The organism is Oceaniglobus sp. K40-3, from assembly GCF_055808395.1.
Genome location: NZ_JBVVRW010000006.1, coordinates 1 through 14,664, shown reverse-complemented (window position 1 = coordinate 14,664; position 14,664 = coordinate 1). Strand labels below are relative to the sequence as shown.

General features: G+C 59.5%; 15 protein-coding genes and 3 pseudogenes. 2 read left to right on the top strand and 16 right to left on the bottom strand.

Annotated features, from left to right (window positions below; all coding sequences use genetic code 11):
- Positions 1–61: 61 nt before the first annotated feature.
- The 5 genes and pseudogenes from AC0L7P_RS22755 to AC0L7P_RS22735 all read right to left on the bottom strand — a co-directional run bounded on the left by AC0L7P_RS22755 (position 62) and on the right by AC0L7P_RS22735 (position 4,363).
- Positions 62–2,044 (bottom strand): ParB/RepB/Spo0J family partition protein, encoded by a 1,983-nt coding sequence (locus tag AC0L7P_RS22755; RefSeq protein WP_007120643.1) that lies wholly within the window; start codon positions 2,042–2,044, stop codon positions 62–64.
- A gap of 158 nt (positions 2,045–2,202) precedes the next feature.
- A complete protein-coding gene (locus AC0L7P_RS22750; RefSeq protein ID WP_007120642.1) occupies positions 2,203–2,592 on the bottom strand; it encodes a DUF3768 domain-containing protein in 390 nt (129 codons plus the stop codon).
- Positions 2,593–2,679: 87 nt separating this feature from the next.
- On the bottom strand, positions 2,680–2,889 hold the full coding sequence (locus AC0L7P_RS22745) for a DUF6330 family protein (protein ID WP_007120641.1): 210 nt from the start codon (positions 2,887–2,889) through the stop codon (positions 2,680–2,682).
- Between the two features lie 23 nt (positions 2,890–2,912).
- The gene (locus AC0L7P_RS22740; RefSeq protein ID WP_007120640.1) at positions 2,913–3,851 is read right to left on the bottom strand and encodes an ArdC family protein; all 939 of its coding nucleotides are present in this window, start codon (positions 3,849–3,851) and stop codon (positions 2,913–2,915) included.
- A gap of 40 nt (positions 3,852–3,891) precedes the next feature.
- Positions 3,892–4,363: pseudogene (locus tag AC0L7P_RS22735) on the bottom strand (hypothetical protein).
- Between the two features lie 366 nt (positions 4,364–4,729).
- On the opposite strand from AC0L7P_RS22735, the gene AC0L7P_RS22730 reads away from it, so the two are divergent.
- Positions 4,730–5,023, top strand: coding sequence for a hypothetical protein (locus AC0L7P_RS22730; protein ID WP_007120638.1), 294 nt, complete (start codon positions 4,730–4,732; stop codon positions 5,021–5,023).
- A gap of 28 nt (positions 5,024–5,051) precedes the next feature.
- Here AC0L7P_RS22730 and AC0L7P_RS22725 read toward each other — a convergent pair whose 3' ends face one another.
- From AC0L7P_RS22725 to AC0L7P_RS22690, 8 genes and pseudogenes are all read right to left on the bottom strand, one after another.
- The gene (locus AC0L7P_RS22725; protein ID WP_007120637.1) at positions 5,052–5,408 is read right to left on the bottom strand and encodes a hypothetical protein; all 357 of its coding nucleotides are present in this window, start codon (positions 5,406–5,408) and stop codon (positions 5,052–5,054) included.
- Positions 5,409–5,460: 52 nt separating this feature from the next.
- Positions 5,461–5,730, bottom strand: a complete 270-nt coding sequence (locus AC0L7P_RS22720) for a type II toxin-antitoxin system prevent-host-death family antitoxin (protein ID WP_473436392.1) — start codon at positions 5,728–5,730, stop codon at positions 5,461–5,463.
- Between the two features lie 100 nt (positions 5,731–5,830).
- A complete protein-coding gene (locus AC0L7P_RS22715; protein WP_007120635.1) occupies positions 5,831–6,214 on the bottom strand; it encodes a hypothetical protein in 384 nt (127 codons plus the stop codon).
- 153 nt (positions 6,215–6,367) lie between these two features.
- Positions 6,368–7,417, bottom strand: a complete 1,050-nt coding sequence (locus AC0L7P_RS22710) for a helix-turn-helix domain-containing protein (RefSeq protein ID WP_473436391.1) — start codon at positions 7,415–7,417, stop codon at positions 6,368–6,370.
- Between the two features lie 155 nt (positions 7,418–7,572).
- The gene (locus AC0L7P_RS22705) at positions 7,573–8,307 is read right to left on the bottom strand and encodes a plasmid partitioning protein RepB (protein WP_473436405.1); all 735 of its coding nucleotides are present in this window, start codon (positions 8,305–8,307) and stop codon (positions 7,573–7,575) included.
- Between the two features lie 14 nt (positions 8,308–8,321).
- Positions 8,322–8,642 carry a ParB N-terminal domain-containing protein gene (locus AC0L7P_RS22700; protein WP_473436390.1) on the bottom strand — a complete coding sequence of 107 codons (321 nt, stop codon included), beginning with the start codon at positions 8,640–8,642 and terminating at the stop codon, positions 8,322–8,324.
- A pseudogene (gene repA / locus AC0L7P_RS22695) lies at positions 8,642–9,828 on the bottom strand (plasmid partitioning protein RepA). The gene AC0L7P_RS22700 and the pseudogene repA overlap by 1 nt, the downstream one beginning before the upstream one ends.
- 282 nt (positions 9,829–10,110) lie before the next feature.
- Positions 10,111–10,992 (bottom strand): recombinase family protein, encoded by an 882-nt coding sequence (locus tag AC0L7P_RS22690; RefSeq protein ID WP_007120630.1) that lies wholly within the window; start codon positions 10,990–10,992, stop codon positions 10,111–10,113.
- Between the two features lie 244 nt (positions 10,993–11,236).
- Here AC0L7P_RS22690 and AC0L7P_RS22685 point away from each other — a divergent pair.
- Positions 11,237–12,287, top strand: a pseudogene (locus AC0L7P_RS22685) (hypothetical protein).
- A 173-nt stretch (positions 12,288–12,460) separates the two neighbouring features.
- On the opposite strand, the gene AC0L7P_RS22680 reads toward AC0L7P_RS22685, so the two are convergent.
- The 3 genes from AC0L7P_RS22680 to AC0L7P_RS22670 all read right to left on the bottom strand — a co-directional run.
- Entirely contained in the window at positions 12,461–13,780 is a 1,320-nt protein-coding gene (locus AC0L7P_RS22680; RefSeq protein WP_007120628.1) for an MFS transporter, read from the bottom strand.
- Positions 13,781–13,788: 8 nt separating this feature from the next.
- Entirely contained in the window at positions 13,789–14,049 is a 261-nt protein-coding gene (locus tag AC0L7P_RS22675; RefSeq protein WP_007120627.1) for a metal-sensing transcriptional repressor, read from the bottom strand.
- Between the two features lie 175 nt (positions 14,050–14,224).
- A partial coding sequence (locus tag AC0L7P_RS22670; RefSeq protein ID WP_473436389.1) for a hypothetical protein occupies positions 14,225–14,664 on the bottom strand: 440 nt, incomplete at its 5' end.

Here is a 14,664-nt window from a genome sequence, read left to right as displayed (position 1 = left end):
TCTGTGTGGTTTGGAAGGGTCGACCCGCGCGGGGAATGCCTCGCGCGGGTCGCGTGATGGCTCAGGCCGCTTGCGCGATCTCGCTGTCAGGCTCCGGGGTTTCCGCAGCGGGCTCCGCCTCATCAAAGGCGACACCGGCGGTCTGCATCATCAGCGGGCACCAGGCGGCAACGGCAGCGCGCTGCGCGTCGGTGAGCGTGGCGAAGGGCTCGGCAAAGAGCTTGTCGCAGAAGGCGACGATCTCTTTCTTGCTCGACGAGGCGAGCGTCACAGCCTCCTGGGCGAGACCCAGATCCTCGCCGAGGATCTTCAGGAGCCAAGCCTTCTTGAAGCGGTTGAAGAGCGCCGCGTTCGGCGTCCAGTGGGCGCGGATATCGGGCATGATCTCGATCTCGAAGTCATGCATCAGGCTGTCGCGCCGCGGGTCCCGCGCGAAGCAGGACTGCGTGGTGCTGGCCGTGGCATAGGCCACGAGCTTGGCCTTCTCCCCTGTCTCCAGCGCGCGAAACGCCGCGAACTGATCAGCGGGCGCGCGGGCGTCATCTAGCCACGAGAGATCAAGCACATCATGCGCCGCCGCCACCTGCTCGAGCGAGGTCTCGTCGATCTCGTCCATCTTGGCATGGCTGCGGTATTCCTTGCGGGCATCGATCTTGATCGCCTGCGTGACACTCGTTCCGCTGGCAAGAACGTCGCTCACCAGCTTGAAGAGCGTCAGATCGAGCGTGGCCTCCGGATGCAGCGCCATCGCAGCGCCAAGGGCCATGGCCCGCTCTGTCTTGAGGTCCTCAGCCAGTGAGGCCGGGTAGCTGATTTCGCCGGCGTCTGGGGCCTCCTCCGCGGTCGGGCTTGCCGAGGAGCCGCGCGCGCCCTCCTCTTTGACGGTGTCTTTCGGGCGGACGAGGCCCACATGGAGCGTGATCTGCCCACCTTGCCACGACGCGATCACCCCAGACCGCGCGAGGTCCTCGGTGCTGTAGGCCTCCTGCAGATCGCGCGCTTCCTCTTCCAAGGCGTCCACGCGCTCGTAAAGCACGTTGTAGGCACCGTCCTCGAGCCCCTCATCCTCCATCTCGATCTGCAATTTCTCAAGCTCGGCGGTGATCTCATCGATGCGCTTCTGGGCAGCCTCATCAGGCTCGATCGGGCCGGGATAGACGCGGCCGTAGTCGGCCATGGTCGCGTAATCATAGCGGACCATCGCATCGGCCCAGGCAAAGCCCAGCTTTATGCGGGCCTCTTCGGCAGCAGCCCCGAGCTTCTCAAGCAGGATGGTCTCGACCAGCGCCGCATCCTCAAGCACGGAATGCTCTTCCAGAAGGTCAGCTGCGACGGCACCGCCACGCGCCTCGTAGTCTTCGCGCACGAAAGCCCCGATATCATCGCTAACCTGCACGCCGCGGGATTTGAGGGCCTGACGGACGGTATAGGCCTGCAGATAGCCGCCGTCTTTCGTGAGCGCCTCGAAGACCTCGCGCTGCGCCTCCTGGCTCGGGTGCTCGGCGAAGGCCTTCATCGTGTCGAGCGTGATCACCTTGCCCCGCGCCGCGGCGCGGATGTCGGGGTGGATCAGGCCATAGCGCAACCGGCCTTTCACGGCGGCCACCGTGGTGCCGAAGGTCTTTGCGATGGTCTCGGGCGTCTGGCCGTCGACCCCCATCATCCGGGCGAAAGCCTCGAACTCGTCGATTGCGTTCATCGGGGCTTGCGTGATGTTCTCGGCGAGCGACAGCGCCGTGGTCACGTCACAGTCCTCCGGCACAAGGCGGCAGTCGATCTTGGTTTTCGCAGTGAACCCTTTGGCGACCTTGTCGGCGACCAGCTCCTTCAGCGCGGCATGGCGCCGGCCACCGGCCAGCACTGCATATTTGCCGTCAAGCTTCTGGACCAAGAGCGGCTGGAGCAGGCCCAGCACGGCGATGCTGGCCTTCAGATGCGCGATGTTCTCGGGGTCATAGGTTTCCGGCGCGTTGCTGCGCACATTGGCGGGATGCGGGACCAGATCGCCGATAGCGACGGTGAGAGGGGCAAAGCTTGTGGTCATGGGATATCCTTCCAGGTGGGTGAGGTGTGGCCCGCGCGCTCACGCGCGTGACCAATCCCCGGCTTCAGGGATCACCACGACAAAAGGCCCACTCTCCCTTTGAGGGGTCAGTGGGCCTTCATCGCCTGGGGTTTCAGGAGGGGGTGTCCCCTGCCCTTCTACCAGTCGCGCGCCAGCATGATGGTCAGCACGCGCATGGTGGTGGCGGGATTGTCCGGGGTCTCAGCCCCGTAGCGGAAATCCGAGTCTGCCTCATAGAGATCGATTTTCCAGAACACGGTCTCGCCCCGGATCTCGACCGCCCCGAAATCGTGCAAGCCCTCGGGATCATTCTCAGGCTCGAACGTGGCAAACTCACGGGTTGCCTTGACCGCCTCGGCCATGAAGCCATCGCCGGCCTCCATAAGCGAGCGGGTGACATGCATCCGGCCCTGGATGGGCTGCGCGGGCGGCACTCCAAGGCACGCGAGCTTGCGAAACGCGTCGTTCTGCGCCGCGATCACCGTCGGATCCGGACGGTCTGGCTGGGGTTGAACGGTCATGGACATGGGGATCTCCTTTGAGAAGTTGAAACACCCTTCCCAAAGCCTGCTTTTTCTTTTCCGCTTGGCGGCAGGGCCGAAGGAGAAGGTGCCCTACCCGAACAGCCCCTTGGGTCTGTAATTCGGGTTGGGAATGGTTGCGATCCAGCCGCCCTGGTCCGTGATGCTCTCGAGCGCTGCCGAGAGCGGATAAGCGCCCTCGGACCGGCTCCACCAATAGGCACTGCGTTTGAAGGTGATGATCTTGCGGCGGCCGTCTTCGAAGCAGGCCACCCGCAGCGTCTTGGGTTCCTTGCGTGACATGGACGACTCCGTTCTCCGTGTGGTCACGCGGCCTCGGCGCTGCGCCCTGCCCTACCCGCTTCAGATCTGGCGATCAGATAGTCGCAGGCCCGCTGCGCGTCCACGGCGTGCTTGAAGATCGCACCCTTGTCCGACCGAAGGACGCGCAACCAGTTGTGCAGGTAGGCGGCATTCATCTCGAGCGTATGCGCCGTGAAGCCGAGCGTCTGCCCCAAGAACACCGAGGTCAATTCCGCGACGATCTCCTCGCGCGCATAGGACGTGTTGCCAAACTTCGAGAACCCGAAATCACGGTTCAGTCGATGGGGGGCCTTCGTGGCATGGGCCAGCTCATGGGTCCAGACCCCGTAAAAATTGCGCGGATCCTGGAACCGCGTGATGGACGGCATGTAGACCTTGTCCACGGGCGGCAAATAGTACGCCTCCGTGCCCGTGAAGACGGTTGTGATGTCGATGGCATCGAAAAACGCCTGCATGTGCGTGACGGGCTCGGACGGCGGATGCTCGGGCACGGGTTCCGGATCGGGGAAGAAGCTCTCGGGCAAGCCCTCGATCTGGCAGGCGTTGAAGACGCGGTAGGATTTCTGGAAGCGGAAGATGCGGGCCTCCTCGGAGCGATCATCTCCGTCGCTGCGGTCGTCCTCGCCATCGGCGTCTTTCCGACTTTGACCGTAATAGATCACGACCGAGGACTTTTCGCCCTTGCGGACCTTTGCGTGCAAGGCATTGGCCTGCGGCAGCGTCATCCAGAAAGGCGAGCTGTGGCCTGCCATCACCGTTCGCATGGTCAGCAGGAAGTTGTTGACCCCCTGGTAGGGCTCACCGCCCACGCGCAGGGGACGAGAGCTGCCGCCTGCGGTCCAGGGCTTGCGCCACGGCAGAACGCCGCGCTCAATGATGCGGACGATTTCGTTTGTGATGACCTCGGAGGCATCGAATTTGGGCGTGCGGGATCGGGCCATGGCTGGCCTCCTTTCGAGTTTTTGTGAGAGGAAATGGTGATTAGATTGACTGACGGGGCCGCGGATCGTTGATGATCCTGGCACCGAGGGCTTCGACCATGTCGATGTAGGTGGTCAGCGACACGGACCTGCCGGGACCCCAAGGTTCAGAGTCGTCCGATCCGTCCCGCGCCACCCGCGGCAAGTTCGCGAAGGCAATGACATCGGTGACGGGCCGGACATCGATGAACGGGGTCCCTCGTGCGACCGCAAGAGTGGCCAAGGGAAAGCGCTCGATCGGCGCGAAGGTCGACACGGTGGTCCAACCAAGATGGATGAATGTCCCGCCCTCTCCGCAGATCATATGCGCGTTTGGCAATGACGCCGCCTGCTTCAGATAGCCGAGGTCACGCAGGACAGTCTCGCGGCTCGCGCCGTTGTGACTGCCCCGTCTGGCCGGTTCGGCGTAGTTCCTTGTGTCGCCACGACGAGGCAGCGGTCGCGCGCAACACGCGCAAGACACCTGTTTGCATGGGAATGCCCTTAATCAGGAAAGACAGACCGGAACCCGGCCCGGACCCATCTGAGGGACCCCAAAGGCCCTCATCCGTCAGTCACAAAACCCGAAGGACACTTTCACTCTTTAGGGATCTGATGCCGGAGATTGTTAAATGCGAAGCTCATGAGAACGCAGGATCCTGCACTTTCCGGCATCAGACCCCGATGAGGAACAGGATCAAGCCGGTTCAACCCTCTTTCGGGTACCCTCTCTCCGACACCCTCAGGCCTGACCCTCTCCGGCCCTCCTCTTCCTCTCAAACCCCATGATTTCCGGAGGTGGCTTGTATTTGTTCCCGTTATGTTCTTTTTAAGAACCGAGCTAAGAAGGGAAATCCCCGATGGAAAGCACTACTTACGCCCTGCCCGCGACGCCAAAGCAGATTGCCTATGCGCGGTTGCTGGCCCTGCGCAACCAGACGCTTCTGCCGTGGGAGGTTCAGCAAGATCGGCGCTCCTTGAGTGCCTGGATCGACGCACAAGCCAAGTTGAACCCGGGCGCGCAGGACAGCCGCCCGACATCGAAGCAGGTCGCCTTCGCCGAGCGTCTCGCCCGGATCAAACGCCGCGCCGTCCCGGATGAGTGTTTCCGCGACAAGGGGCTGATGTCAAAATGGATCGATGGGAACAAATGAAGCTGGGTAGCCCCTGCGGTGATTGAGACTACTTCAGCCGATCAACAATCGATGCCCCGCCCGACCTGGCAAGCGCGATCAGGCTGGACTGGATTTTGAATGTGAAGACGGAACTGAACGCGCCGATGGGCGTGCGGTCCTCCCAGACATAGGACCGCTCCAGAATATCGGTGTTGATCTTGTCCAGCATGACCCATTTGCGGACATGGGTCTCCAACCCCACACGCTGCGACTCGATCTGTGGCACCTCGATGCACTTGCGCGAGGGCAAGGGCGGTTGCGTCGTGATCGGCAGGATGAACACCACGGTCTCGCTATCGGACTTGGCGACAGTGACGGCGATACAGACAGGCCGTGTCTTGCGGCCCTCGGTCTCGCCCGCCATCTGCTCGCGTTTCCATAGGAACGGGTAGCGGAAAACCTCTCCCGCACTCGGCTTAGTCATCCGCCCGCGTCAAGTCCCGCTCGAGCCCTTCAATCATCAGCGCCTTGAGATCCTCGGGCATCTCGTCAACCATATGAGCCTGTTGCGTGGCCCCCGCGCGAGCCTGCTGGTACTGGTCCATGCTCATCAGCACGAATTTCGGCTTGCGATGCTTGGTGATCGCAATCGGCGACCGAATGGCCGCGTCAAACAGGTCACTTGTGTGCCGCGTCAGGTCGGCCGCCTTGAACTCGGGAAGCTCATGCATGATCTGGGTCTCCATTCGTGCAGAATATACGTACATTCTGGATATTCTGCAAGAGATGGGTTGAGCCCTCCCATGTGTCATCCGAACCGCCGCACGGTCCAGTGTAGGCGTACTCTTAGGCGGTGTTGCCGTCTTCAACGGACTCGTCCGAGGTCAGGTGGTCGTAGCCGCGAGAGACTGCCAGCGCGCCGTAGCGGTCAAACATGACGAAGGCCCCTGCCCGCCCGATGTCTGTCGGATTGAAGGCTAACGGCCGGATCTCGATCTTTTGGATCTCTGCTTCCAACACGCCAAGCTGAGTATCAATCTCGGGGGGTTCATCTTGTCTAGCGTACTCTTCTTCCAAGGCCTGATACTCGGAGAGTAGTTTGGTATGGGTCGCTTGTTCATCCGTCACCAGCCAATCGAGCAGCATTGTATCACCCTCGGCGTTATAAGCATTAACACAGACAAACACGACGGTAAGGTTGGCCACTTGGGCCGAGGCGTCTGTGAACATCTAGCAAACCTAGAATGGCTTCTTGTTCCATGATAAGCTACAACATTCCAGACTTGCACCTGACGCGGGTGATCTGAAGTGTGCCGCAATTGTCTCTTGATCTTCGATGGCTATGCAGACTCACCAGCCGGTCGAGTTTATGTGGCAAGAGCATCAGTTTCCTTGCCTCATCATAGCATCAAGGTAGGCGTTGTTGTTTTTCACCTGTCCTAAGCTGGCTCTCAAAATTAATTCGTTGAGTGCAATAAGGAGCTGCCCTGGACCTCGTTCTCTAAGGTGTTTCATGATCCTGCCCTGTTCTATTCTTAGCAATCTTCCGACATCGGCCAATATTTCGAGAACTGATTGATGATCTCTTGGTTCATGCGGGAAGAAGTCCGATATGTTTTTCAGGTCCGTCCATGCCATAATTGTTGGATCTCGGCGTTCCTGAAAACCAGAGGTGCAGTGTGCATCTGCTCTATCTTTTTTTATATTCAATCTTGTGGGTTCTACGTGCCGGACATTTGGTCCGTCGTCGCCGGACATTTGGTCGGGCATTGTTTCCTGAGCGTCATGGTTTCCGGCCGGAAACTCTCTGATGGTCGCTCCGACCAACTCTGCCAGCCTCTTGATAAGCTCTATGATTTCGTCGGCTTTGAGAGTTGCACGGCGTAGGATGTTTCGTACGTTCTGGAGAAATGAGACAGTCTCAACATCCTTTGCTTGGCGCAAAGCCTCGACACGAAGGGCCAGTGCCTCCGCCTTGAGTGACCGTAGCTTTTCCTGATCGCCCACAAGCTGTTCTGCGTGTTCGGTGAACTCTCTTTCCCGATCATACATTGGCTGCAGATCGAAGCCAAAGGCATCTCTGATCAATCCACCGTAGCGAAGAGGGAACCGTTTGCGGGTTGCGCTATCCCTGCGCTGGATCAGCCCGGCATCCACGAGGTGTCCGATACACCGTCGAATCGTTCTCTCGTTCAGGCCGTTCGTTCTCTCAGACAATGATGCGTTTGAGGGAAAGACGATAGTCATTGGAGCTGTTTGTCCGGCCTTCTTCGGCATGAAGCTGATCAAGGCCTGCAGTGTTACCAGGTCATTTGGTGTCAGACCGAGTTCTTTGCGAATCGCTCGGATTGGCTCGATTACCCTGTACGGGTTCGTACCGGGTATAGTAGATCGTTCCGCCAAGGCGGGTGTGTGAGAAAATACCTGTCTCATGATGATTTCGGCTGAAAAAGCTTCCCCGTTCACCGCGAACGGTGTTGAAAACGATTCGGCTTCGGGGTATCAATCAGGTGTCTAAGCTAATCGAGGCCCTTCGGAAGCACTGCTTTCGGGGGGTCTTTCCTTTTCTGGCCTGTCCTCCTTTCTGCTCAGTTTTTGTTATCGTCTATGTCAGGACCATCAAGATCCTGATCCCTGCCGGAGACTGGGTTACCTATGGGTTCCATTTTCTCTGGGGTAATGATCTGCCCTGGACCAGCGGCCTTCGCGTTCGCCAACGCTAGAAGAGCGGCCTCTGGATTCTCAGAGATCCACTTATGAAGCCCGTCATTTCCGTTCTTGACGGTGATGATCACATTTCTTTTGGTGACCTTCACCATCCCGAGTTTTGTCTTGATTGCCGATGGGGCAGGGGGCTTGTGCTGTTTTAGGAGCCCTTCGAAGATCGCAAAGCGTTCGTCGGAGGTCTTGCCTGAACCTCTGGATTCCATGAGAGCATCATGGAATTCTCGGTTTCCGGCCGGAAACCCTTCATCTCCAGAGAAGCCAAGGCTCTCATAAGCCTTTGCGGCAGCATACCAACGATCCCGTCCAACCCCGGGTGCCGCCCCGATCTTTTGGATGAGTTCAGTCGGAATACAGGAAGTGACTTGTTTCATGCGAGCAAGTCCCGTGAGCTTGTCACCGGCTTTCCTGGCTTTCTGATCGATGTTGAGGGCGTCACAGACCAGTCCCTCATCCTTGCCGGACTCTATGAGAGAACGTGCAAACAGGGCTTTCTCGATCCAGCTGAGGTCTTTTCGGAAGCTGTTCTCTTGGCCTTGTGCAAGAATCGCTTGATCCTCATCCAAGCCTCTGATGAGAGCCTTTGCGGGCTTGCCGATAAGTCGAAGGGCGGCTAATCGCCTGCGCCCATAGATGATCCTGTACCGCCCCCTTCGGGGCTCAGAAGTATCGGGATAAGCTGTCCCTGCTTGTCAATGCTTTCAGCCAGTTCCCTGATGTCATCTTCGTCATCCAGGGCCAGACGATCCTGGAACTCGGAATCATCAATAAGGTCGGTACTGATTTCTTGAATTGAAGATTGTGCCGCATCCTGAAGAGAACGGGCCATTCCCGAAAGGGCAGGGGCTCGTGACTGGGTTCGAGTCGGAGAAATCGACGAGCTCTGCTGCTTTTCTTCATCCTCGGGAATGTCGAATGTGACTTTGCGGGCCATTACTTACGCCCCCATGCCGTTTTGATGAGCCCTTCGACCTCCGCCACAACCCCGTTGATGGACTCGATAGCCCGATCGTACGTCTGGCGATGAAAATCCGTTCTGGCGATCTCGAACAGTGTCTGTTGCGTGAGTCCAGCGTCAGAGACTGCGGAGGATTTCAGGAAAGGCTGAGTAAGAACGTCATCCGTGAACATGGTCCGCAGGAATGCCGCCATCTGAGTTTGGGGGCCGTCATTGGGCTCGAAACGAGTGATTAGAAATCTCATGAAGTCCCAGTCGGGCGATGCGCCCACATCAGCAATTGTTGCCATGAGGCTGGATGTGAGCTGCAGGAATTGGGCCATCGAGGCGACGTCAAGCATGCTTGGAATGACAGTGACGACTAGGGATGTCGACGCTACCAAAGCCGATAGTGTGGTAAACCCGAGTTGCGGTGGGCAGTCGATGACGACAATGTCGTAGTCTGTCTCGACTTCATTAATGCAAAGAGCAAGCCGCTGATAGAACGGCGGCCTGATATTGTTTCGAAGCGCGTGTGCGGTTTCGGTCTCGAACTCAGAGAGCAACAAGCCGGCCGCGGCTAGATCGAGGTTGTGGAAATACGTTTTGCGCACAACGTCTCTAAATGGGATAGGGTCCTCATACCGGAGGGCATCGTACACCGTTCCGGCCTCAGGGAAGTCGATTTCCGGCCGGAAACCGAACATGGTGGTCATTGAGGCTTGTGGGTCGAGATCGATTGCCAGAACTCGATAACCATCAAGGGCAAGCTTTTGGGCCAGATGGATCGCCGTTGTCGTCTTCCCGGCCCCCCTTTGAAGTTGGCGATCGAAATGATCTGGATATGCTCCCCATCCCGACGACGAGGAACGATATGCTGGAACTTGGTGCTTGACCGGGCTATTTCGTGGCGCGCTATATCGATTTGCTCTGCAGTGTAGAACCTGCGGCCGCGGGCGTCTGTCTCGATATCACCGAGATCGAGCTTGTCCTCGAAAAACATCTTCCGCAAAAAATCTTGGCTTACCCCGAGGATCTGGGCAACTTCCGTGGATGAGAAGCGTCTGAGAGACTTTCGTTCATCAGGTAGAAACGACTTGCGCATATTCACATCAAGCGATTTGCTTAGACGTGTCGCCATCGTTTGGATTTTTTGATCCATTCTGATCCGCTGCTCGTTCATGCCCGTCCCGCCGCCCGTCTTCCGGGTCTATCTTGAGAAGGAACGCAAAACCGCCGGAAACTGATGGTTAGCGTTCTTCCGCAAAAATGTCAGGAAAGCGTTTGACAGGCAAGGATTTTTTCAAATCGTGGGCCGGTATCCGGTGAAATCATTTATTTACAATGACTTATCTTATTTTGCGGATCCAGCGCGTCAAGTGCTTGTGTCGCTGCCATCTCTTAAACGCAAGATGTACTCGATTCACATAGGCGGTTTTGCTTCCAAAGAACGAATCTGAGTCTCTTAAATCATTCCCAGACTCTCGGCTCGCTCCAACAGCATCTTGACCGATGAGGGCTGCCATCTCGTTCGGCCACGGGGCGTGCGTTCGCGCATAGCTTCCAGCCGTTCACAGATCGCTCGAAGCGTGATGTCAGGATCTGCGCCCTTGATGCCAGCAATAATGGCGGGCAGGCGGTCGTCGGTTTCGCGGCGCCCGGCGCGGGCCAGAACCTCGGCAGGCAGGAAGCCGTCGCGGACATATGCCTTCACAGCGCGCAAGAGACGGCTTTGGGTCCAGCGACGCGCCTCGGGCAAGGGGCCGTTGATGATGCGCAACACGTCTTCCCAGGCCAAGTCGGGGCGCAACCGGCGCACATGGGGCACCCAGTCTTGTGCCGTCTCGTTCAGGCGCTCCATGTAGCCGTCCTGTCTTGCCAGCCGTACCTTACGAAGAGCGGCAGGGTCTTTGGCGCGCAGCCCAGGGTTCCCGCCCACGCGGCCCTTTGTGCGCGCGCTGGCGAGGCCGGCCTTGGTACGTTCCCGGATCAGGGCGCGTTCGAACTCGGCCGCGGCCCCCAGCACTTGCAACGTGAACTTGCCCTGCGGGGATCCGGTGTCGATGGGGTCGTGAATGGAACGAAAGAACGCGCCCTTGGCCTCCAGCCGCTCGATCACCTCCAGCAGATGCGACAGGGATCGCGCAAGGCGGTCGATCCGCACGACCACCAGCGTGTCGCCCTTGCCGATGCGCTCCAACACCCGCGCCAGCACCGGCCGCGCACGATTGCCGCCCGAGGCCTGTTCTTCATGGATCTCGGCGCAGCCCACGGATTTCAGGGCCTGCGTCTGGGGCAGGGGGGTCTGATCCTCGGTCGAGACCCGAGCGTAACCTATCAGGGGCATCAAAACAGTCTTTTTGCAGTTTTATGTATCGCTAATAAACGACCGTTTGAAAACGAATGCAAGGGCGTGCACTGTGGCGCTGCTCAGCAGAGAACCCTTGGTTTCCATACGCTGAGCGCGATCAGCGAGCTCTCGCAGACCATCGCGCGCCCGTGCTATATAAGGTGTGCAGGCGCACTCTGACAAAACACTTTGGTAAAATGCAAAAGTGCGGTATTTTGCATACATGAAGACTCAAGTATCTATGCAGTATGATATTTTTTACGATCCTCTTGTGAATGCGGAGGGGCTTGAAGAGACGTCTGAGGACGACCTGTGGTTCCTGCCCGGTCCGATGGACGAGGAGCCAGATTATCTGCCGCCCGGACCTAGGGCAGAGCTTCGTGAAACCGCAGTCCTCGACGATTGGCGGAAGGCAGAGGCGGGCAATGCCGCGCGTCTCGCCCGTGTGGCTGGCCGGATCGGCGCGCTGGACGACCGGCTGCGCCGTGGCCCGAAAGGTTGGCGGCACAGGCTCGCGCTGATGGAGGCGGCAGACCTCAGCTGGTTTGTAGGCGACCGAATTGGCCCGGATCGGCTGGCGCTCTGGAAATCCATGCGCTTGTCCGGCGTGCAGGACGACACCGCGGCGGCTCGCGCGTGTCGGATGGGCAGTGCGGCGTCTTACAGGCGGCCTTGGACCGGAAGTGGACCTGTCCGCCTTCCTCGACCGCCGCGACCCCGAGAACCTCGGCGTTGAAGCCGAACCGTTCGCGGATCGCGCGGGCGGTTGGCTCGATCTTATGGCGCAAGCCGCCGATCTTCACCCAATCACGCGCGCTTGCATGGGCTTCCATCTCTGGAGTCTCGCGGGCCTCGGGCAGCACGGCGACCGGATGGAAGCGGCGGTCACAGCCGCACGGATCGTGGCCAGTGAGGGCAAGGGGGCGCTCTTCGCGCCTTTGGCCATGGGCGGGGCAGGAGGATTGCGCTCCGGTGGCCCACCCGCTGACCGTCTGTCTCGTTGGCTTGACGGGATGGAGACCGCATGCCTGACCGCAATGCGTCACCTCGATGATATCGAGGCATGGTCGGCGAGGGCGGAAGCCGAGATGAGCCCGCTTTCCGGCCGCACGCCCCCGGCCTTGTGCGCGGTACTTACCGAATGGCCGCTCGTGTCCGCTCCGATGGCCGAGGCCCTGATCGGCGCCAGCCGTGCTGCCGTCCAGCGCAACCTTGCTTGGATGGAAGCGCGTGGTATGATCCACGAGATGACGGGGCAGGGGCGGTATCGGATGTGGAGGGTCGCAACTTAAGCCGTGCTCTTTGTCGGGGGGCCGACAGTTTATGTTAGAGTCAACGCTTCTGTCCGCCAAACTTGCAGAGAATTCGCGCATCGAGCCCACTTTGATGAATTTTGCTCGAAGCACGAATGTCCGCATGGATGAAAACGAACCGCCCGTGTCCAGTCTTCGTCTCTTGCTGCGGCTTATAAATGCGTGGCCCAGCGAGGATGGCTCTCGTCAATGATCAAGGCATGGCTGTGCCTGCGATGTCCCCTTAGGTGGGGATGGTCGAGTGGCAAATTATCGTGGGTGTGCTCAAGCTCAACGGGATCGCCGGACGGCCAGAGTTTCAGCGCTGCGAGCATTCCGAAGGCGGCGATGAGGGCCAGTCCGATCAGTGCGGGAACGACACCATAGACTGTCAGCAGCCATCCCGACAGCGGATAGGTCACAAGCCAGCAGGCGTGGGACAGCGCGAATTGCGCCGCGAAGAGTGCCGGGCGGTCCCCGGCGTGGGCGGAACGGCGCAGCAGTCGGCCGGAAGGGGTGAGGACAGCGGAATATCCGAGCCCCACCAGCAACCAGGCTGTCAGAAGGATGGACCAGCCAAGGCCCGCTCCAAGGACCGTCAACGCCAGACCGACCAGAGTAGCCACCATCAGCGTGGCTCCGCCGAACATCACGGGCCGGTCCGGCAACACATCGAGAACACGCGGCAGGACCAGCGCGGCGATCATCGACCCTGCGCCGAAGGCGAACATCGTCCAGGCCAGAGCACTTTCCGAAAGGCCGAGCGAGCCGCGCACAAGAACGACGGTATTGACCAGCACCATCGCACCTGCCGCCGCCGCCGCGAGGTTCAATGCCAAGAGCCCGCGCAAGCGGGGCGTGGCCAGATAGATGCGGATGCCGCGCGTAGTGCGGTCATAGACACCGCGCGGCTCGGATGGGCGGGGACTGGGCAGCACGACCGAAACAACCAGAAGGGCCGATGCGGCGAAACCGAGGACCGTGCCGAGGAAAAGCGAATTGTAGGACATCACCGCGAGCAGAAGGGCCGCCAGCGTCGGGCTGACGATGTTTTCCAGATCGTAGGCCAGCCGCGACAGCGACAGCGCGCGGGTATAGCGCGCCTCTTCGGGCAGAACGTCCGGGATCGTCGCCTGAAAGGTCGGCGTGAAGGCGGCGGAAGCCGATTGAAGAAGGAAGATCAGGACGTAGACCTGCCAGACCTCGGTCACGAAGGGCAGTGCGAGCGCGACACCGGCACGCACCAGATCGAGCGTCACCAGAAGCGCGCGGCGCGGCACGCGGTCTGCGAAAGCCCCTGCAATGGGCGCGATGCCCACATAAGCAACCATCTTGATGGTGAAGACTGTGCCGAGGACCAGCGCCGCCCCGTCGCCCGAAAGATCAAAGGCGAGCAGGCCGAGTGCGACTGTGGCGAGTCCGGTACCCAGAAGGGCTACGACCTGTGCCAGAAACAGGTGCCGATAAGTGCGGTCGGAGAGAATATCGAGCATGGTCAGCCTCAGAGATATCGGGCGATCGCCCGCAACTCGGCGCGATCAGTTTCAGAACTTTCAACGTCGATACAATGGTCCATGTGATCATGGATCAGCGCACGCTTGGCGTTCGTCACGGCCTTTTCGACCGCTTGCATCTGCTGAGCAATCTCCAGACAGGGTTTGCCCGCCTCGATCATTTCGATCACGGCGCGCAAATGGCCGTCAGCGCGTTTCAGCCGGGCGACAAGGGCGGGATGGGTTGCATGGACTGGATGTTTTGTCATAAAGTAGTTCTATCCCCCCCGGGAGGATAGAACAAGATGGTGCCACGACGCACCACGCTAGAGACGGGCAGATCCTATGGATACCTTGAGGACAGTTGTAAACGCCGCGTTTGCGACACTCTTATGTTTGGCCGTACTCCTCTGGTCTGTGGTGCCCGCAACCTCGCACGCACCCTCAGTCATCGGCGTCCTTCAAGAGCACGCAGAAATGGTTGCTGAGCACGGTCATTCGCATGGACTGGAAGAAGACCTCGCCTGGGCCATGCATGGACATAGCCATGACAGCATCGATCACGATCACAGTCAGGCGGTCGTGCCTGGCCCCGACCGATCGCCGCACCCGCTCGATATTTATAGAGCCGCATGGCCGTTGAGTTCGGCCACGTCGAACACCTTGCAGACATACCAAATCGAAAGACCTCCGCGCGTCTGATCGACTGCGTGCCAACAGCGCGCTGCATTCGATCATCAACACATATGCGGAGTTCAATCCATGAATACAGTCCACCAGGGCTGGACCGATCCCGGCATACGCCGGATCGTGATCCTGTCCTTCATTGCCCTTTCGGCGCTCGTCCTGGGTGCGGAAAACGCTCTTGCCCATGCCGTCACAGA